Origin of the sequence: Roseibium sp. (assembly GCF_965229775.1) — a bacterium.
Lineage (GTDB): Bacteria > Pseudomonadota > Alphaproteobacteria > Rhizobiales > Stappiaceae > Roseibium.
This window is the reverse complement of record NZ_OZ245929.1, coordinates 1,060,607-1,080,334: the sequence shown is the minus strand read 5'-3', so window position 1 is coordinate 1,080,334 and position 19,728 is coordinate 1,060,607. Positions and strand designations below refer to the sequence as shown.

15 protein-coding genes are annotated in these 19,728 nt (G+C 60.7%); 9 read left to right on the top strand and 6 right to left on the bottom strand.

Annotated features, from left to right (window positions below; genetic code table 11):
- Positions 1-10: 10 nt before the first annotated feature.
- Positions 11-2,173: a diguanylate cyclase gene (locus ACO07N_RS04690; protein ID WP_421979910.1), complete on the bottom strand. Its 2,163-nt coding sequence runs from the start codon at positions 2,171-2,173 to the stop codon at positions 11-13.
- Between the two features lie 168 nt (positions 2,174-2,341).
- A complete protein-coding gene (locus tag ACO07N_RS04685; RefSeq protein ID WP_421979909.1) occupies positions 2,342-3,511 on the bottom strand; it encodes a pyridoxal phosphate-dependent aminotransferase in 1,170 nt (389 codons plus the stop codon).
- Between the two features lie 242 nt (positions 3,512-3,753).
- Here ACO07N_RS04685 and ACO07N_RS04680 point away from each other — a divergent pair, with 242 nt between their 5' ends.
- The 5 genes from ACO07N_RS04680 to ACO07N_RS04660 all read left to right on the top strand — a co-directional run bounded on the left by ACO07N_RS04680 (position 3,754) and on the right by ACO07N_RS04660 (position 8,259).
- Entirely contained in the window at positions 3,754-4,818 is a 1,065-nt protein-coding gene (locus ACO07N_RS04680) for a CobW family GTP-binding protein (protein ID WP_421979908.1), read from the top strand.
- A 13-nt stretch (positions 4,819-4,831) separates the two neighbouring features.
- Positions 4,832-5,809 (top strand): WD40 repeat domain-containing protein, encoded by a 978-nt coding sequence (locus tag ACO07N_RS04675; RefSeq protein ID WP_421979907.1) that lies wholly within the window; start codon positions 4,832-4,834, stop codon positions 5,807-5,809.
- 26 nt (positions 5,810-5,835) lie between these two features.
- Positions 5,836-6,336 (top strand): DUF2937 family protein, encoded by a 501-nt coding sequence (locus tag ACO07N_RS04670; protein WP_421979906.1) that lies wholly within the window; start codon positions 5,836-5,838, stop codon positions 6,334-6,336.
- 337 nt (positions 6,337-6,673) lie between these two features.
- Positions 6,674-7,570 carry a LysR family transcriptional regulator gene (locus ACO07N_RS04665; RefSeq protein WP_421979905.1) on the top strand — a complete coding sequence of 299 codons (897 nt, stop codon included), beginning with the start codon at positions 6,674-6,676 and terminating at the stop codon, positions 7,568-7,570.
- 149 nt (positions 7,571-7,719) lie between these two features.
- Positions 7,720-8,259 (top strand): TetR/AcrR family transcriptional regulator, encoded by a 540-nt coding sequence (locus ACO07N_RS04660; protein ID WP_421979904.1) that lies wholly within the window; start codon positions 7,720-7,722, stop codon positions 8,257-8,259.
- A 78-nt stretch (positions 8,260-8,337) separates the two neighbouring features.
- Here ACO07N_RS04660 and ACO07N_RS04655 read toward each other — a convergent pair whose 3' ends face one another.
- The gene (locus ACO07N_RS04655; protein WP_421979903.1) at positions 8,338-9,408 is read right to left on the bottom strand and encodes a Glu/Leu/Phe/Val dehydrogenase dimerization domain-containing protein; all 1,071 of its coding nucleotides are present in this window, start codon (positions 9,406-9,408) and stop codon (positions 8,338-8,340) included.
- Positions 9,409-9,615: 207 nt separating this feature from the next.
- Here ACO07N_RS04655 and ACO07N_RS04650 point away from each other — a divergent pair, with 207 nt between their 5' ends.
- The gene (locus ACO07N_RS04650; protein WP_421979902.1) at positions 9,616-11,613 is read left to right on the top strand and encodes a DUF1007 family protein; all 1,998 of its coding nucleotides are present in this window, start codon (positions 9,616-9,618) and stop codon (positions 11,611-11,613) included.
- Between the two features lie 38 nt (positions 11,614-11,651).
- Here ACO07N_RS04650 and ACO07N_RS04645 read toward each other — a convergent pair whose 3' ends face one another.
- The 3 genes from ACO07N_RS04645 to ACO07N_RS04635 all read right to left on the bottom strand — a co-directional run bounded on the left by ACO07N_RS04645 (position 11,652) and on the right by ACO07N_RS04635 (position 14,517).
- Positions 11,652-12,410 (bottom strand): gamma-glutamyl-gamma-aminobutyrate hydrolase family protein, encoded by a 759-nt coding sequence (locus tag ACO07N_RS04645; protein ID WP_421979901.1) that lies wholly within the window; start codon positions 12,408-12,410, stop codon positions 11,652-11,654.
- Between the two features lie 69 nt (positions 12,411-12,479).
- Entirely contained in the window at positions 12,480-13,148 is a 669-nt protein-coding gene (locus ACO07N_RS04640; RefSeq protein WP_421979900.1) for a response regulator, read from the bottom strand.
- 7 nt (positions 13,149-13,155) lie between these two features.
- Positions 13,156-14,517, bottom strand: coding sequence for a cache domain-containing protein (locus ACO07N_RS04635; protein WP_421979899.1), 1,362 nt, complete (start codon positions 14,515-14,517; stop codon positions 13,156-13,158).
- A gap of 191 nt (positions 14,518-14,708) precedes the next feature.
- Between ACO07N_RS04635 and ACO07N_RS04630 the strand changes: the two genes are divergently transcribed.
- The 3 genes from ACO07N_RS04630 to ACO07N_RS04620 all read left to right on the top strand — a co-directional run bounded on the left by ACO07N_RS04630 (position 14,709) and on the right by ACO07N_RS04620 (position 19,618).
- Positions 14,709-15,809 carry a TRAP transporter substrate-binding protein gene (locus ACO07N_RS04630; RefSeq protein WP_421979898.1) on the top strand — a complete coding sequence of 367 codons (1,101 nt, stop codon included), beginning with the start codon at positions 14,709-14,711 and terminating at the stop codon, positions 15,807-15,809.
- Between the two features lie 83 nt (positions 15,810-15,892).
- A complete protein-coding gene (locus tag ACO07N_RS04625) occupies positions 15,893-16,930 on the top strand; it encodes a TRAP transporter small permease subunit (protein ID WP_421979897.1) in 1,038 nt (345 codons plus the stop codon).
- 21 nt (positions 16,931-16,951) lie between these two features.
- On the top strand, positions 16,952-19,618 hold the full coding sequence (locus tag ACO07N_RS04620; RefSeq protein WP_421979896.1) for a TRAP transporter large permease subunit: 2,667 nt from the start codon (positions 16,952-16,954) through the stop codon (positions 19,616-19,618).
- Positions 19,619-19,728 lie beyond the last annotated feature (110 nt).

Genomic DNA, 19,728 nt, shown 5'->3' with positions numbered 1-19,728 from the left:
TCAGAACGGTCTAGACGGCGATCGAGTCGGGTGAGGCGTCGTGCATGACGCACTTGTTTCGTCCGGAGGATTTCGCCTGGTAGAGTGCCGTGTCGGCCTTCTGCATCAGTGTCGAAAACTCGACATCCTCGCGGCTGGAGACGGCCAGCCCCATGCTGCAGGTCACCACCTGGGACAGCCTCGGGTCCTGACAGGAGCGGACGATCTTCTTGCGCAATCGCTCGCAAACCGTAAACGCGTCTTCCAGGCCCGTGCCACTCAGTATCAGGCAGAATTCCTCGCCTCCGACCCGCCCGAAAATGTCGACGGAGCGCAATTCCCTGCTGATCGTACGTGTAAACAGCTTCAGGATATCGTCGCCGGCAGCATGACCGTGCTGGTCGTTGATGCTCTTGAAGTGGTCGATATCCATCATGACGGCCGTGAACACCTGGCTGGTCCGGCGGAACCGTTGAATCTCGGTGTTTGCCTTTTCGAGGAAGGCGCGCCGGTTGAGGATCTGCGTCAGATCGTCGATGCTCGCAATGCGTTCCATGCGGATCTTCGCATCCATCAGCGCCTGGTGGTCACGCTGGCGTGCGATTTCGTGGCCGATCCAGTCGGCGAACTGTCGGATGATCTGAACATCCGCGGCGGTGAAGGGCCGCCTGCGGATATCCCGGCCGGTGAAGTTGATCGTGCCGTGCACGATCCCGTCCACGAGCAGCGGCGCGCCGATATAGGTTTCGATGTCGAACAGCCTGTAACAGGGATGAGCGGCGAATTCCGACTGGCCGGCGTGGCCCGTCGCGACGGGTTCGTCCGCCTGCAGCGTCAGGGTGCAGTAGGTGTCCTTCAATTCGAACGACTGGCCGGGCTGGACCGTGTCGCCCGGACTCTGGGCGTGCGTGATCGTGTAGTTCTCGCCGATCACGTGACTGATGATACCGACCGGCAGATCGAAATGGTCGCATCCGAGCCGCAGGATTTCGGCGATCTTGTCCTCGTGCCCGAGTTCCCTCGTCGAGGTGATGGCGTAGAGTTCCGCAAGCGTGCGTTCCGTCTTCTTGCGGTCGGTGATATCGGAAATCACCACCACAAGACCGTCCACCTCCCCGTTTTCATTGAACCGCGGATTGCAGTCCATCAGGCATTCGCGGGTGACGCCGTCGGGAAAGTGCATTCCGATTTCGCCCGAGGCTTTCTCACCGCTCATTGCTTCCATGAACAGAGACCGGACGCTGTCGCGTTCATTCCAGGGCAGCTTTTCCCTGAGGCGGGTTCCCAAAAGCTCCTCGGGCGTTCCGTTGAACCAGGCGCAGCCGGTCTTGTTCAGGAACAGGCACTTGCCTTCAAGATCAACTTCGCCGACGCAGGCGGACATGCTGTCCGCCATGAGATGAAGGTTTCGGTAGGCTTTCTCCGCCAGCGCCTTGGCGTCTTTCAGTTCGGTGATATCCGCCCGGATGCCGACAATGCCGCCGGTGCTCGTCCGGGTCTCGGAAATCCGGAGCCAGCGTCCGGTTTCCAACTGCTGCTCGATCACGGCTCCATCGGCCGCCTGATGCTGTTTCAGTCTGGTTTCAAGCCAGGCTTCATCATCCAGACCGCCGGTGTTGTACTGAGCCTTTCGCAGCCCGAACCGAAGAATATCCTCGAAGCGGTTTCCGGGGAACATCGCCGGCGCCGATTCAGCGTAGATTTCGCGGTACATGTCGTTGCAGATGATCAGCCTGTCGTCGGCATCGTAGATCGCGAAGCCTTCGAGGATCGCGTCAAGGGCATCTTCCAGCGTGAGTGCCAGATCGCTCAGCTGGGTTTCGAGCTGCTTGCGATCGCTGACATCGCGCGAGATGAACAGGAGACCTGCCAGGGTCTGGGAGGTGTCGAACAGCGGCGCACTGACCACTTCGAGCTGCTTGCGGGTTCCGTCGCCCAGCACAGCCTCGATGGCATACATCCTGCGGTTTTTCTGGTCTGCCGGTCTTTGATACAGCTCCGCCATCCGGTCGAACTGCGCCGGGTCGGCGAAAAAAGGCTTCGTCGTGTTGCCGATCAGATCGTGCTGACCGACGCGCAGGAGCTTTTCCATGGCGGCGTTCGCAAACACGATGATCCTGTCCGGATTCGTGACCAGAACAGCCTCGTTCAATCCGCCGAAAGACTGCTGCAGATCGAGTGTGACAGACTCCACCGACTTCCTCCCGTCATTCAGGCACCGTTTGATGCCCCTACGTAAATTCTGACAAGGAAAGAATTAAAAAATCGATACATCAGCATGTTATTTCACTCATGGAAGAGTGTTTTTAATAGTAAAAAACCGTGATTTTTTCCTATATGGCAGTAATCACTGGCATTTTTTCTATTGATCCAGAAATGTTCCGATCCGTTCAAGGGCGGCGAGGATGTTTTCTGTGGAGTTCGCGTAAGAAAGGCGGATGTATCCCTCTCCTAGAATTCCGAAGTCCGGCCCTCCAATAGTTGCAACGCCGGTTTCCTCCAGCAGGGCCGATGCAAGTGCCTTGGCCTTCCAGCCGGTGTCCTTGATGTTCGGAAACGCGTAGAAGGCGCCGAGCGGCGTGCGGCAGGACACACCGGAGAGCGCGTTGAGGCCGTCAACAATCACACGTCTGCGTGCGTCGAATTCCGACACCATCGCCTCGACAGCCGTCTGGGGGCCGGTCAAGGCGGCGAGGCCGGCGAACTGCGCCGGCGCGTTGACGCAGGACCAGGCGTTCACGGCGAGTTTGCGCGCCTTGTCCGCAATGCTGTCCGGCCAGACGGAAAAACCCATGCGCCAGCCCGTCATGGCATAGGTCTTGGACCAGCCGTCGAGAAGGATCAGACGGTCCCGGATCGACTCGAACCCGAGCAGCGAGACATGCTCCATGCCGTCATAGGTCATCTGCGAGTAGATCTCGTCCGACATCACCGCAACATCAGGATGGTTCTCCAGGCCCTTGACCAGGGCTTCGATCTCCGACCTCGGCGTCACGCCGCCGGTCGGGTTGGCGGGTGAATTGAGAATGATCAGGCGCGTCCTGTCCGTGATCAGGGACAGCGTTTCCTCGGCGGAAAACGCAAAGTCGTTCTCCTCGCGTATCGGGACGGGGACCGGCCGCGCCCCGGTAAATTCGATCATCGACCGGTAGATCGGAAAGCCCGGGTCCGGATAGAGGATCTCGGCTCCCGGTTCCCCGAACATCAGGATCGCCATGAACATGGTGACCTTGCCGCCGGGCACGATGAGCACATTGCCGGGGTCGGTTTCAACGCCATGCCGCTTGAGCAGATCTGCCGATACGGCTTCTCTCAAGGGCGCAATTCCGGTCGCCGGGGTATAGCCGTGCTGCCCGTCCCTCAGCGCCTTGATTGCCGCTTCGACAATGTGGTCCGGTGTCCGGAAATCGGGCTGGCCGATGCCGAGGTTGATGATGTCCCGGCCCTGGCCGGCAAGTTCGGTCGCCCGTGCGAGAACGGCGAACGCATTTTCCTCGCCAATGCGGTCAAATCCGCTGATCGTTTTCAACATGCGCTGCTCGCTTTCTTTTGTCGTCCTGACCGTTGATTTTGGGCCGTAACCTAACGCCCGACCCTTTCCGTGAAAAGACCGGAAGGCGGCAGAGGCGTTCGCCCTTCCCCAGCCTGCCGGCGGCCATCACAGGAATTTTTGTGCGCTCTCTCCAAATTGCCGCGCGATATGCTTATATTCGCGGCCAATGCACCTGTTTCCCGACAGGCTGAGCACATCCAACAAGGCCAGGAACCCTCGCAATGACCGCGACCCAGGACGCCCAGGCACAGATTCCGGTCACGGTTCTGACCGGATATCTCGGTGCCGGAAAGACCACGCTCCTCAACCGCATCCTCACTGAAAACCATGGACAGCGGTACGCCGTGATCGTCAATGAATTCGGCGAGGTCGGGATCGACAACGACCTGCTGGTCGAATCCGACGAAGAAATCTTCGAGATGAACAATGGATGCATCTGCTGCACCGTCCGCGGCGACCTGATCCGGACCGTTCAGAACCTGATGAAACGGAAGGGCGCTTTCGACGCCATCATTGTCGAGACAACGGGTGTGGCCGACCCGGCGCCCGTCGCCCAGACCTTCTTCATGGACGATGATGTGCGCGCCTCCGCCAGGCTCGATGCCGTCATTGCCGTCGTCGATGCGCGCCATGTCCTGCAGCGTCTGGAAGATACCGAGGAGGCCGAGGACCAGGTCGCCTTCGCCGACGTCATCCTGATCAACAAGACCGATCTCGTCACGCCGGAGGAACTGGCAACGGTGGAGGCACGCATCCGCTCGATCAATCCCTACGCCGTCCTGCACCGGAGCGAGCGATGCGGAATCGAGATTGCCAAGGTGCTGGACCGGGGTGCCTTCGATCTTGACCGGATCCTGTCGCTGGATCCGCATTTCCTGGAGCACGGCCATGCCGCCCATGAATGCGGCCCGGACTGCGATCACGACCATGACCATGATCACCATCATCACCATGGCCACGAGCATGACCATCACCACCACGATGACGCCCCGCACTCCGTGAAGAGCATTTCGCTCACGGCAGGGGATCTCAATCCGGACATGTTCTTTCCCTGGATCAGCCAGGTCACGCAGGTCCAGGGCCCGAACATCCTGCGCCTCAAGGGTATTCTGTCCTTCAAGGATGATCCCCAGCGCTATGTCATCCAGGGCGTTCACATGATCGTCGAGGGCGATCACCAGCGGGACTGGAAAGAAGGCGAACCACGCGAAAGCCGGCTTGTCTTCATCGGGCGGGACCTCAACTGGGATGTCCTGAAGCAGAGTTTCCAAGCCTGCGCGGCATAACAGGGAAGAACGCGTGCCGACAATAGCACCAGTGGACGTGGACGGTTTCGTGGTCCGCGCCGGTTTCCTGAAGGCGTCCGCCTTCTTCGCATCCGGAGAGGGCGACGTCACCTTTTCCGGAACAGGCGAGAAAAAGATACGGCCGCACAAGGCAGGTCTGCTCGCCGCCGAACCGCTCAAGGACGGAACCGGTCTTGTCACGTCCGGCGATGACGGCTGCATTTACCGATGCGGTGCCGATGCCTCCGCCGAATGCGTTGCGGAGCGGCCGCGCAAATGGATCGATCTGATTGCCACAGGTCCGTCCGGGGCAATCGCCTATGCCAGCGGCCGGGTTGCCTGGGCCCATCTCAGCGACGGCCGGGAAAGGGAATTCGGTCACGACCGTGCGGTGGGCGGACTGGCGTTCGCGCCGAAGGGCACGCGCCTGGCAGTGTCCCGGTATGACGGCGCAACCCTCTGGTGGGCCGGAACCGATGGGCAGCCGACCGAGCTTTCCTGGAAAGGCGCCCATCTGGGGATCAGTTTTTCGCCCGACGGAAAATTCCTTGTCACGGCGATGCAGGAAAATGCCCTGCATGGCTGGCGGCTGTCGGATGCCCAGGACATGCGCATGTCCGGCTATCCGGCCAAGGTCAAGTCGTTCAGCTGGTCCTTCAAGGGCAGGTACCTGGCCACGTCGGGTGCCAATTCCGCGATCCTGTGGCCCTTCCACGGGAAAACCGGGCCGATGGGGCAAACACCGCTTCAACTCGGCGCCAGGACGGACCTGCTGGTCTCAGCAGTGGCCTGTCATCCGAAGGAGGATGTCGTTGCCATCGGGTATCAGGACGGGTCGGTAACGATGTGCCGGTTCGAGGACAAGGCGGAGGTGCAATTGCGCCGGCCCGGAAATAGCCCTGTTTCTGCGATGGACTGGGACGCGGACGGCCTGCGGCTGGCCTTCGGAACCGAAACCGGCGACGCGGGTATCATAAGCTTGCAGGACTGACCGGCAAACCGTGACCGGAGACATTCATGTTCAGAACCCTGATCATACTCGTCATGCTGGTGAGCGGTACGGCAACGTCGCAGTTTCCCGAATTTTCGCAACAATACCGGCAGCGGCTCGGCGGGGCGATCGACGCCCTTGAGGGCATCCTCGCCGATTTCAGACGCGATGCATCGGCTTTCGGCCTGACCGTTGCCGAAGCGATTGATCGCCAGAGGTCTTCCGATGACCCCTTCATCCGGGCGCGGGGTGACAGCATGGCGGTTGCCGGTGTGCGCCTTGAGGACCTCAAGCGGCAGCGCGAGACGCTTGAGGCGGCGGGGCCGGTCGGGCGCATGTTCGTGGTTGCGCGCGGATTTGATCCCCAGCTTGCACAGGCAACGGCGGAAGATTACGAGCCCGCCATTCCGGTGACGATAGCCGGGTTTGTCAGCGCCGCCATCGGCGCACTGGCGGGGTTCGTGCTGGTGCGGCTGCTTGCCGGTCTCGTGCGTCTTGGCCGCCGGAAAACCACCTCTCATCGATAGTCGGATCTGTTGACTGTTGCCCTTCAGAGCAACCTTCTTTGACCCAGTGCTGTCCGGTTCGGAAACGACTGTCGAACTTATGTCTTCGAGGAACCGAAGTAGTTCCGTGCATCGCCAAATCGCGATACGGAATTGCTTCCTGGATTTGTCATCCCGGTTTGCCGCGTGCGCGGCAAGACCGGGAACCAGCACTCCCTAAGGCCGAAGGTTGAAAGAAGAAGGAAAAACCAGTGGTTACCGGGTCCTGACCCTAAACCGGACAGCCGTGGTTTTGACCACCGCGTAACAAATCGGGTAATCACGTCTTAATGCGTTGCCCAAGCTGGAAGGATGCCGAATGGACGCAATCACGCGGATGCGCTGCTTCATTCAAGTGGTCGACTCGAATGGTTTTTCCGCCGCTGCCCGGGAAATGGGGCGGTCCAAGGCTCTCGTCTCGAAATATGTCGGCGAACTTGAAGATGAACTCGGCGTCCGGTTGCTGAATCGCACCACCCGGCAGGTCTCCCTGACGGAAGTGGGGGAGGCATATTACAAGGAAGCGGCGGAAATCCTGCAACGGATCGACGATCTCCAGGCTTCCGTGCAGTCCACGCACCAGGAAGTCCGCGGCCGCTTGCGCGTATCGGCGCCCAGATCAATGGGCGATGATATGCTCAACAAACCGATGATGCAGTTTCTTGCCCAGTATCCGGACATCAGGCTCGACCTGCGCCTGGAAGACCGGTTCGTGGATCTTGTCGAAGAGGGCTTCGATCTCGCGATCCGCGTCACGCAACTGGAAGACTCAAGCCTGATCGCCCGGAAAATCGCGCCCTTCCGCACCGTTGTCTGCGCAACGGCCGATGTTGTGAAGACACATGGTGCGCCAGTGGTTCCGGCCGATCTCACGACCCGGCCCTGCATCATCGACACCAATTACCGTTACAAGCAGAACTGGGCGTTCCAGTCCGAGGGCGAGCGATTGTCCGTCGCCGTGAACGGCCCTCTTGAAGTCAACAGTGCCACGGCCGCCCGGGAAGCCGCACTGGCCGATCTGGGCTTCCTCAGGACGCCGCTGTTTTTCGTCGCGAAGGATGTCAGAGATGGTGATCTCGTCGTCGTGCTGGAAGACTACGAAGAACCGCAGCGTGGTATCTACGCGGTCTATCCGCATCGACGCCATCTCAGTGCGAAGGTGCGGGCGTTCGTGGATTTCCTGGTGGACTGGTCCTTGAAGAACCCGGGCTGCTAACGGCCGAAGCCTTCAAGGCGCGTTTTATCCAGCAGGATCGAGGGCGGCGGGGCTGCCGCTTGCGTGCCGCTCGGCAACCGGAAAAACGTGATCCCGTCAGCGGACAGTTTCTTGTTGCAAATGCAACGTATACGTTTCAGTCTGACCAGATGAACGACGCGCAAAAACAGATTGCTGCCGGCCTGGAACGGGTTTTCTGGAGCCGCGGGTTCGCTGAACCCAGCGTCCCGGAACTGCGAGCGGGCGTCGGTGTCAGCATGCGCACGCTCTACCGGTATTTCCCTTCGCGGGAAGCCATGATCCTGGGTGCGCTGGAGTTTCGTCACCAAAGGTATCTCGCCTATGTGCGCGAGGGGGTGAGTGAACCCGGACTGGCCGCGGCAGAACAGTTGTTCGACAAGCTGGGCGGGTGGATGCGCGTGACCCAGGGCAAGGAGTGTTTTTTCCGTCAGGCCCTGGCAGCGAACCCGGACAGCTCCCAGATCAAGGACACGGTTACCCGGCACAAGGGCGAACTGCTCGCATTTTTTGGCGTGCTGAGCGGAGACGAAGTCTTCGCAACGACGCTCTATCTGCTGCATGAGGGCGTAACCGCCTGTTATGCGGAAATGGGAGAACGGGCTGTCGAAGACGCCAAGAGCCAGGTGCGGCTGATGTTCAGGGCGGCCTCCGAAAAACGCTATTCCTGAGGCCTGGCCCGGAGCATTATTGTTCTGAAGCCGGCCCGCCGGTCACGATCCGCCGGGCTGTCTCAGGCGGACACCCTGTCAGTTTCCTGATTGTGCCAGCCTTTCCTCGGCCATCTTGTCGGCAACCCGTTCAGGGGTCGTGTCTTCGCGCGCGGCGCGTTCGAAGATGCGCGTCAACGTGTCTCCGATCGCCAGTGTCTTCTCCCGGACGCGTCCATCGTCTTCGCCCGGTTTGGCAAGGGCAATCGAGATGACGCCGCCAGCGTTGATCGCGTAGTCGGGCGCGTAGTGAATGCCGCGCCGCTTGAGCGCGATGCCGTCGGCAGGCGTCTGCAGCTGGTTGTTCGCCGCACCTGCAACGACCCGCGCCTGGATCTGGGGTATCGTGCGGGCGTTCAAACCGGCTCCCAGCGCACAGGGAACGAAGATATCGGCATCCACGCAATGCGCTTGATCGGCGGCAACGGCAGCTGCACCGAATGCATCGAGCGCCCGCTCGACGGCGGGGGCATGAATGTCGGAGACAACCAGTTGCGCGCCGGCATCGGCCAGCTGGCGTGCAACGTCGAAACCGACATGCCCGAGCCCCTGCACCGACACCGTCCTGCCGTCCAGCTCCGCGCTTCCGAAAACATGCCGGGCCGAGGCCCTGATTCCCTCGAAGACACCGAGCGCCGTATAGGGAGACGGATCGCCAAGTCCGGTTGCGCTGGTGCCGCGCACGTGATCGGTGCGGCGGGCAACGGCTTCCATGTCTTCAGGCGAGACACCGACGTCTTCGGCGGTGATATAGGTGCCCGACAGCCGGTCGACATGGCGGCCGAACGCCTCCATCATGTCCTGCGACTTGTCCTTGCGCGGACACGCGATGATGACGGCCTTGCCCCCGCCCAGGTTCAATCCCGCAAGCGCGTTCTTGTAGGTCATGCCGCGGGAAAGGCGCAGCGCATCCGTGAGTGCGTCGGCCGGTTTTTCGTATGGCCAGACACGGCAACCACCCAGCGCGGGGCCGAGCGTGGTGTCGTGGACCGCGATGATCGCGTTCAGTCCGCTGTCGCGGTCCTTGACGAAAACGATGTTCTCGTGTTCGCCCATTTCGGGATGGTCGAAGACGGCGCTGTGCAGGGCGGAAGGGTTCAAGGCATTCATGATTGGCTCTACAGGTCGTTATCTCTATGAATAATTTAGTCGGAGATCGGAGAATTTTGTCTCTTTTCTCCCAATCAGAATGCAATGAGAGGAACAAACGTTCTCTCATTCAGCGCAAAGTGTGAAAATATTTTCATCTTGATTTTGCGCTGCGGCAACGTGTTCAGTCATTTTGCTGCCGTGTTCTGTGTTCACAGAGGACAAATCATGTCATGTGAACCCATTCGTCCGACGAAGAAGGTGAATCCGTTGCGCCGTTTTTCCAACCGCCTGCGAAAAGCCGCCATTCAGGTTTCCAGCCGGTTTGCGGCAGTCCTGGTTCTGCTGATCGCCAGCGTGACAAGCGCTGCGGCCCATCCGCATGTGTTCGTCGAGGCGAGATCCAAACTGATCTTCGACGATGACGGCAGAGCGGTTGCCGTCAAGCATGTCTTTCGTTTCGACGACGCTTTTTCCGCGTTCGCGATCCAGGGCTTCGACACAAACCAGGATGGCGTCTATTCGCGCGAAGAGCTTGGCGAACTCGCCAAGGTCAATGTCGAGAGCATGGCCGATTTCGGCTACTTCACGTTCGGCGACAACACGCGCGTCGAACTCGATTTTTCCACACCGACGGATTACTGGCTCGAGGTCACGACGCTTCCCGTTGGGGACTACTGGATGATGAAGCCGGAAGACTTCGAAGCGATCGAGGAAGACATCCGGCTGAACGGCGGCACGGCAATTAAGGAAGTGGATCTCCTGGAGCTTCATTTCGTGCTTCCACTCAAGGATCCCAGCGATGCGAGCGCGCCGATAACACTCGATGTTTATGATCCGACCTACTACGTGGATTTCAGGTTCGGTCAGGAGGCGGATGCGGTCGGAACGGAGAATGCGCCGGGCACCTGCCAGGTGACGCGCAAGGAACCGCCGCCGCTCGACGCAGCTACGGCCTATGCGCTGGCACAGATCGGACCCGAGCAGCGGGATCTGCCACCTGAACTGCAGTCGGCCGCCGCCACGCAGATCAACCAGATGATCGTCAACTGCGCGGGCGTGGCAGCCGGTGCAGCCGCGCCGGGCACCACCGGGCAGGCCGAGACGCAGATCGCGTCTGCCGATGCCGGAACCGGCGCGGACACCGAAACGCTTGCCGAAAGCAATTCTTCCGCACTTCCCTCCGCGCGCTCGGACGAGGTCGCTGCCTCGACACAGGTTGCCGTCATCAACAGCCCGGAAGCGGCCGCCGTTGGCGTCGGTGTTCTCGACCGCTTCTTCGGCACGATCGCGATCAAGCAGAAAGAGTTCTATCAGAGGCTGGTTGCCAGTCTGCGTGCCTTCCGCAACAATCCGAGCGCCGGCTGGCTGTTGATCGGTCTGTCCTTCGCCTATGGCGTTTTTCATGCCGCTGGGCCGGGACACGGAAAAGCAATCATCACGTCCTATGTCGTTGCCAACAACGAAACCCTCAAGAAAGGGATTGTGCTGTCATTCGCGTCCGCGTTCGCGCAGGCCGTCACGGCCATCGTTCTTGTCGGAGGGCTCGCCGTTGTCTTCAATCTGACGAGCCTCGCGATCCAGGACACGGCGCGCTGGTTCGAGATCGGCTCCTATGTCCTGATCACGGGGCTGGGTGGGTGGCTGCTCTGGCAAAAGGCCGGAAAGCCGATTGCGATGAGCATTGCCAACCGCCTATCCGGAAACCGTCTCGCGCTGGCCGGTGTGCATGGGCACGATCACGCACATCACGACCATGGACATCACCATCACGGGCACGGTCACGGGCACCACCATGATCATCATGGGCACAGCCATCATCATCACGAAATTGGTGCGGATGGCGTGTGTACCACCTGCGGTCACGCGCATGCGCCGACGCCAGATATGGTTCAGGGCGAGATCACCTTCGGCCGGGCCATTTCCATTGTTCTGGCCGTCGGTCTGCGTCCCTGCACGGGAGCCCTGGTGGTTCTGGTATTCGCCCTGTCGCAGGGCATGATTGTGGCGGGCGTCGCTTCAACGCTGGCAATGGCGGTCGGGACCGGCATCACGGTTTCGCTGCTGGCCGCACTGGCTGTCGGCGCGAAGGACCTTGCCGTGCGTCTCTTCGGCGAAGGCAGCCCGATGGCGATCCGGGTGCACCGGTCGATCGAGATTTTCGGCGCAGCCATCGTGTTCCTGCTCGGACTGACGCTGCTCGTCGCCGCGCTCGGCTGGGGCTGATTGTTCCGGGCAAGGCCGGGTGCATTGCCGCTGAAAGGTCAGAGCCCGAGCCGTTTGACCCGGTAAGCGCGGACCGCGTCCCCGAAGGCGGAAAAGAGTTTTTGCGAGGGCCCGTCCGTGGATACCCAGTATTCCGGGTGCCATTGCGTCGCGAGCACGTATCCTGCGCTGTCCCTGACGGACATTGCCTCGACCGTTCCGTCCTCGGCACGTGCTTCCATCACCAGACCGCTGCCGAGATCTCCGACGGCCTGACGGTGCAGCGAATTGACGTCGAACGGTTCTGAACCGATCACGTCTTCAAGCCTGCCACCTTCGGCAACGTCGACCGGGTGCGCGATCCGGAAACGCTCGTCCTGTTGTTCGGAAACCGGTGCCCTGTGATCCTTGCGGCCGCTTAGTTCCTGGACTTCGGTCAGAAGCGTGCCGCCCATGGCGACGTTCAGTTCCTGCATGCCGCGGCAGATTGCGAAAACGGGAATGCCGCGCTCCACGGCCCTTTTCAGCAGGGGCAGTGTGGTCGCATCCCGGTCCGGGTCGTAGGGGCCGTTTGCCTCCGTCGGTTCCTGGCCGTAAAGGGCCGGGTTCACGTTGGAGCGCGATCCGGTGGCAACCACTCCGTCGACCTGATCGAGCGCCGCATCCAGATCCAGCTCCGATCCGAGTGAGGGCAGGATCATCGGGATGGCGTCCGAGCCCTTCAGGACGGCGTGCAGGTAGGTTGCGTTGACGGCATGCCAGTTGAACCCGTCGATGGGTTTGACGTCGGCTGTTACCAGGACAAGCGGTTTTGTCATTTTGGACCTTGCGAGGAAGAGGTAGGCACGGGGCGCGGGGCCCCGCACGCAGATGTACCTGAAAGACGCCTAGTCCAGCAATCCCAATTCCTGCGCGACCTTGTAAAGCTGGGCCGCGTTGCGCGTGCCGACCTTTTCGCGAAGGTTGAGACGGTGCGATTCCACCGTGCGGACGCTGATCCCCAGCGCCTTGGCGACTTCCTTGTTCGGCTGCCCCTTTGCGATCGCTGTCAGGACCTGGCGCTCGCGTTCGGTCAGACCATAAGGGTCTTCCACGGGCGCGGAAGCGCTCGCGCCGACAAGGGTCGGTCCGATGGCGGACGAAAAGAAATAGCCGCCGGACGCAACGCTGGTGATCGCGGTGATCATCTCCTGTGCGGAGATGTCCTTCAGGATGTAACCGCGCGCGCCTGCCTGGACCACGCCGCGCACATATTCGGGATTGTCGTAGACGGACAGGATCAGGACACCGACCCCGGGTTGGGTCTTGCGGATTTCCATGGCCGCCTCGAGACCGTTCATGACCGGCATGGAGACATCCATCAGGAGCACATCCGGCTTCAGGTCGCGGGTCATCCGGACGGCCTCGCGGCCGTTGGTCGCCTCGCCGACGACTTCAAGCTCCGGCACTTTTTCCAGGCGCGCCCGAATGCCGTCGCGGACGAGTTCGTGGTCGTCGGCAAGCAGGACGCGAATGGGTTTTTCAAGCGAAGGAGAACCCGTGGAATCCGATGTCATGGTCAAATCAAGCAGCCTTTGCCGACGTGTTGTCGAGCGGCATCTGTACCTTGATCCTTGTACCTCCCGATGACCGCCGGCTCAAAATCAACTTGCCGCCATAGGTCTCGATGCGCTCGCGCATGTTGCGGAATCCCAGGCCGCCGGTCTTGGGCAATGGTCTCGGCAGGCCGACACCATTGTCTTCGACACACAGGGTCAGATCGTGGACGCCGACCTTCAGGTCGATGTTGACCCTGTTGGCGCGCGAGTGCCGGGCAACATTGGTCATGCACTCCTGGACCACCCGGTAAAGCGCTGTCTTGGCGCCGTCGGACAAGCGGCTGTGGCACTGTTGCGCATCCACGTTCACCTCGATGCCCGACTGGCTCTGGATCTCCTTGCCGAGGCTGCCCAGTGCGGCCGCCAGTCCCATGTCATCGAGCACGCTCGGTCTCAGATCCCGGGAAATGCGCCGGACCTCGGCGATCGTGCCATCAAGGGTCTTGAGGCACTTCGCCGCCTGAACCTGAAGATCGGGATCGCGGGTGGCTTCGCTGTGGATCATCTCGATGCCATAGCGAACGGAGACCAGCAGCTGCGAAATGCTGTCATGCAGCTCGGTGGAGACGCGTTTGCGTTCCTGTTCCTGGACCTGGAAGATGCGGTTCGTCAGTTCCTTCAGCTTGCTGTCGGCAAATCGCTGTTCGGAGAAGCGGACACCCGCGATCAGCGTTCCGGCGACGGCAATTCCGGCCAAGGTGATCAGAAAGGTCACGAGCAGCGTTTGGCGGATGTTCTGCGCGAACTCGGCCCTGATCGTGGCGACTTCCTTCTGAATGTCGTCGGTGTAAAGGCCGGTGCCGAGCATCCAGCCCCACTTGTTCAGCAAGATGGCGTAACCGAGTTTTTCCTCGACCGATCCGGTGGAGGGCTTGTGCCAGACATATTGGTGGAACCCGCCGCCCGACTTGGCCTGGGTGATCAGGTTCCGGATGACGTAGTCGCCGTTGTTGTCCTGCAGGTCCCACCAGTTTTCGCCGACAAGATGCGGCAATTTGGGGTGAACGACATTGGTGCCGTCAAGCGTGTAGACGAAGAAGTAGCCGTCGTGGTCGAAGGTGAGGTTGGTGAGGATTTCCTTCACCTCTTCCTGGGCAGCCTGCCGTCCGCCCGGCTCTCTCTTGTAGATCTGTTCGATCGATGTCAGCGCCAGGCTCACGTAGTTGCGAATCTCCTGCCGTTTCGCTGCAAGGATCCGCTGTTCGACGGATTGCGTCTCGGCGTCAATGAGCTTTCGCGACTGGTAATAGGTCGTGCCGCCGATCAAAACGGATACCGCGATGAGCGGCAGGATCGTGATGAGTAGCAATTTGGTCTTGAAGGTCACGAAAGTTGCTTTCCCGTTGCGCAGGTGTCCACTAAGCCATCATCTATTGCGAAATTCTCGGTAGTACTACTGAGAAAGTGCGCAGAACCACGAATAGCTTTCCGTCCGTCACGTCAACTAGACATACGGCGAGATCGGTGCAAGGTTGCAGACCGGTCCGGAAATATTGGGTCCGATTAGGGAGGAAACTAATGGATCGTCGTTCGTTTATCAAAAAAGCTGGTCTTGGCGCCGGTGGTATCGCCGCAGGTTCCGCGCTCGCCGCTCCGGCGATCGCGCAGGGCACCACGGATCTCGTGATCGTGTCCACGTGGCCGCGTGACTTCCCGGGCCTCGGGATTTCGGCTCAGCGCCTGGCAGCCCGTATCGGCGAATTGACCGATGGCCGCATCAATGTTCAGTACTTCGCGGCCGGCGAACGCGTCGGCGCATTCGACTCCTTCGACGAAGTCGCATCCGGCAACGCGCAGGCCTACATCGCGGCCGACTACTACTGGAAGGGCAAGCACCCGGCCTGGGCTTACTTCACGGCTGTTCCGTTCGGCCTGACCTATGCCGAGATCGATGCCTGGATCAAGTTTGGCGGCGGCCAGGAGCTCTGGGACGAAGTTGCTGACGAGTTCGGCCTGAAAAACTTCGCATGCGGCAACACCGGCGTTCAGATGGGCGGCTGGTTCAACAAGGAAATCGAAACCGCGGACGACCTGAAGGGTCTGAAGATGCGTATTCCGGGCCTCGGCGGCGACGTCATGGCGAAACTCGGCGCGTCTCCGGTGTCCCTGCCGGGCGGCCAGATCTACGAAAACCTTGTTTCCGGCGCTGTTGACGCTACCGAGTGGGTCGGTCCGTACAACGACTACTTCATGAAGTTCTACGAAGCAGCCAAGTACTACTACTATCCGGGCATGCACGAGCCGGGTTCCCAGCTCGCCTTCGGCATGAACAAGTCCTGGTGGAGCCAGCTGTCGCCGACAGACCAGGCCATCATCCAGGCCGCTTGTAACGAAGAAAACGCCCGCCAGATGGCTGAGACCAACGCCAACAACGGTGTCTATCTCGACCGTCTCATCAACGAGCACGGTGTTGAACTGAAACAGTTCAACGACGAGGTCTACGACGCGTTTGGTGAAGCTGCCGAAGAGGTCTTCGAAGAGACGATTTCTCACTCCGACCTTGCAGCGCGGACGCACGAAAGCTTCGCGAAGGCCCGCTCGGAGATCGGCCGCTGGATGCTGCTCGCCGATACCGGCTACACGCAGCAGCGCAACCGCGTGCTCGGCATCGAAGTCTAAGCCCTTCCGGCAAAGCTAAGGTGGGGGCGGGAGAAGTCCCGCCCCCGTTTTCTTGTTTGACAAAAAAATAGGGCACATTCGCCATGGCGGCTGTAGGCGGGGTTGGAGACGACGTCTCGGCAGGTGGGGACATTCCTGCAGGGCAACACCAAAGCGCGGTATCGTATCGGACATTCGGCTGGCTGATCCTCATGATCATGGCAGCGTTTTTGGTCAACAATTATCTGACCTTCTGGCAGGACCTTCCCGGCATCGCTCCGATTTTCGGCGGGCCGGCAAACGGGTCGATGCCGATTGTCTGGTCCTGGGTCCAACTCGCGATTTACGGCGGGGCGATCGTGTGGGCCGTGCTGCTCGTTCAGCGCAGCAAGGACAGGTCGCTGCGCGAAGACAGCAAAAAAATCAGCGACATCAACGCCTACCTGATCAGGGCCATGTTTTTCGCCGTTCTGATCGTTGGTCTCATCGATGCCGTGATTTCCTTCCTGCGCGTCGAAGGACTGCTTGAGGCCGTGGTCGGCCCGGACATGGCCGCCAATCTCGGCCGGTCCCAGTTCCGCGGCGGGTATGTGCACATGCCGCTCATCGGACTGTCCTTCGTGATCGCCGCCTTCACGCGAACCCTCGGCTTCATCTGGCTGGCGCTGCTGGTGGTCGTGGCCGAATTGCTGATCGTGGTCGGCCGGTTCATCCTCTCCTACGAACAGGCCTTCATGGCCGATCTCGTCCGGTTCTGGTACGCGGCGCTGTTCCTGTTCGCAAGTGCCTATACCCTGCTTGAGGAAGGGCACGTGCGGGTCGACGTCTTCTATGCCGGAATGTCCGCAAGGACCAAGGGATACGTGAACGCCATCGGTTCCGTCGTGCTGGGCATGTCCCTATGCGCCGTGATCATCCTGATCGGTATGGCCGGAAAGCAGAACGTGATCAACGCGCCGATCCTGTCCTACGAGACCACGCAGGCCGGGTTCGGGCTCTATGTCAAATACCTCATGGCAGGATTCCTGGGCGTGTTCGCCGTCACCATGATGATCCAGTTCGTGTCCTATTTCCTGGACGCGATCGCGGATATTCGCGGTGAGCCGGGTGGCCGGGACCATGAAAACCATCCAGTCAACTAACGCCTGACGAGATCTTCTGACATGGAACTTTTCTTTCTAGCTCTTCTCGTTGTCCTGATGGCGTTTGCACTGGGATCCGGTTTCCCGGTCGCGTTCGCCCTTCCCGGAGCGGCGATCCTGACAATCGGACTTGCGGCCGGGGCAGGCTACCTGTTTTCAACCGGCACCGATGCCTTCTTCGATTCCGGCGGGCCCGGGCAATGGCTAAGCGCCGGCGTCACCAATTTCCGTGGTATTTACTGGGAAGCCGAACGCGACACGCTGATCGCCATTCCCCTGTTCGTGTTCATGGGGATCATGCTGCAGCGTTCGAAGATTGCCGAAGATCTTCTGGTGACCATGGCCCGTCTCTTCGGTCCGGTTCCCGGCGGCCTCGGCATTTCGGTCGTGTTCGTGGGCGCGCTGCTGGCCGCGACCACCGGCATCGTCGGTGCAACGGTCGTGGCAATGGGTCTGATCTCGCTGCCCGCGATGCTTCGCAACAACTATTCGGTTCCGCTGGCAACCGGAACGATTGCCGCGTCCGGCACGCTTGGCCAGATCATTCCGCCGTCCATCGTTCTCATCATTCTTGCCGACCAGCTCGCAAGCGCCGTCGACCAGGCGGGATCGCTCCGCCAGACACTGTTCAAGGACAGCACCGGCGAACTCTCCATGCCGTCGGACTTTTCCGTGGTCTCGACCAGCGCCGGCGAAATGTTCCTGGGTGCTTTCCTGCCGGGCCTTGTTCTAGTCGGACTTTACATGCTGTTCATTCTCGGGTTCGCGCTGATGAACCCGAAGGCCGCGCCGGCCGTCCATGAGGAAGGGACCTTCACGCGCAAGTTCGCGGGCAAGGTCGTGATCACGCTGGTGCCGCCTCTGGCCCTGATCTTCCTCGTGCTCGGATCGATCATCGGCGGCATCGCAACGGTCAACCAGGCTGGTGCAATCGGTGCTGTCGGTGCGATGGTCATGGCGGGCTACCGCCTCAAGGAAGGCGAAAAGGGCGCTTATTCGCCTGCTATTCTCGCAATCCTCGCGCTTCTCGGTCTCGCCGTCGTCATCAGTTTCTTCGGCGAAGTCAACATCAAGCGTATCGAGAATTCGCAGGACGTCCTGAGCCTCATCCTCGCGCTCATCGCGGTGTCGCTTGTCCTCCTGGCGATCTTCTGGTCCGGCTGGCGAACGCTGAAACTGGATGACACGCTGCGCGGCGTTATGGTCGAGACGGCCAAGACCACGTCGCTTGTCTTCATCATCCTGCTGGGTGCGGCCATGCTGACCTCGGCCTTCCGCGCCTTCGGTGGCGAGCATCTCGTCAAGGAATTCCTGCAAGGGTTGCCCGGCGGGTTCTGGGCGCAGTTCCTGATCGTGATGCTGGTGATCTTCATCCTCGGCTTCTTCCTCGATTTCATCGAGATCGCCGTGGTCGTGGTGCCGATCGTGGCGCCGATCCTGCTCTCCGATCCCGGAGCGAATGTCACCGCCGTCTGGCTCGGTGTCATGATCGGCCTCAACATCCAGACATCGTTCCTGACGCCGCCATTCGGGTTCGCGCTGTTCTACCTTCGTGGTGTGGCGCCGGCGGTGGTCAAGACCATTGACATGTACAAGGGCGTGATCGCGTTCATTGCACTGCAGCTGTTTGCACTCGGCATCGTCGGGTTCTATCCGCAGCTGGTGAACTACCTGCCGAACCGGTCCTCGCTCTTGTCGGAGACCGCACCGCCGCCGAAGAACCCGCGCCTGCAATATTGCATGGAAACGCTCGTCTACGAGGATTTCCGTCAAAACGGTGACAGCATCCTTGCGGCGATCGACAAGGTCGAGGGCGTCGACCTGAGCTACCTGCCGGAAGACCTGCAGGACGATCTTGCCGAAGGCTTCGAAACGGCAAAGGAAGCGCTGCCGCTGATGATGGCGATCCGGGATGCCGAAGACGCTGTCGCAGAGGCTTCGGGTTCCTTCAAGCCCATCCATACGGAAGTCAGGGCTCTGGAGCGTGACGCGCGCCGGATCGATGCCCGTATCGAAGAACTTAAGGTGATTGTCAGCCGGTCCGGCGACGGCGCGGTCTACTCTGCTGCGCAGGGTGAGCGTGCGCAGGAACAGATCGATGCGCTCCAACTGGAACACGATGCGATCCTCGCCAGGATCCCGGACAACTGGGACGAGGTCTACGGGGAGTTTTCGAAGATCCAGAAAGCGGAGACCACCGCACGGCAAAAGTACCGCCGCACGGTCGACCAGGCCTACGAGCCAATCCTGGAGGTCAAGGCGATTCTCGCGGATGCCGACACGGTCGCGGCCTTCGGGCCTGAACTCGAGGAGCTCAAGGCTCAGGTACCGCAACTCGAACCGGAAGCGGCCGTCGAGGCCATCGCGGCCATGCGCTCGAAAGTGGGGGAGGCCGAGGGCACAAGCGATATCCGCAAGGGCCTGACCGAAGCCCGCAAGATCATGCGCAGCCGCGAGCCGAATGCAGTAGAGGCCGTTGCGGAGATCGACAAGTCGATTGCCGCGCTCCAGGCCGATCTCGCGTGGCGCGAACGTGCTGCAAAGGAACTGCTGCCGGCACTGCAGGAATACGACACGGCAGTCGTCAACAATATCGGCCTGAGGCAACAGGCCAGACTGCCGACCGACATGGCGCTGGACGTTGCCGCATGCCTCTCCAGCCACAGGGACGTTTCCCTGAGCTTCTAAGAAGCGAGAGGCTGGACTTGAAGACGGCGGGAGGAGCGATCCTCCCGCCTTTTTTTGATTTCACCGTTCAGAGGATCTACCGTTCGGGCCAGGCCGCCATCCCCAGACGG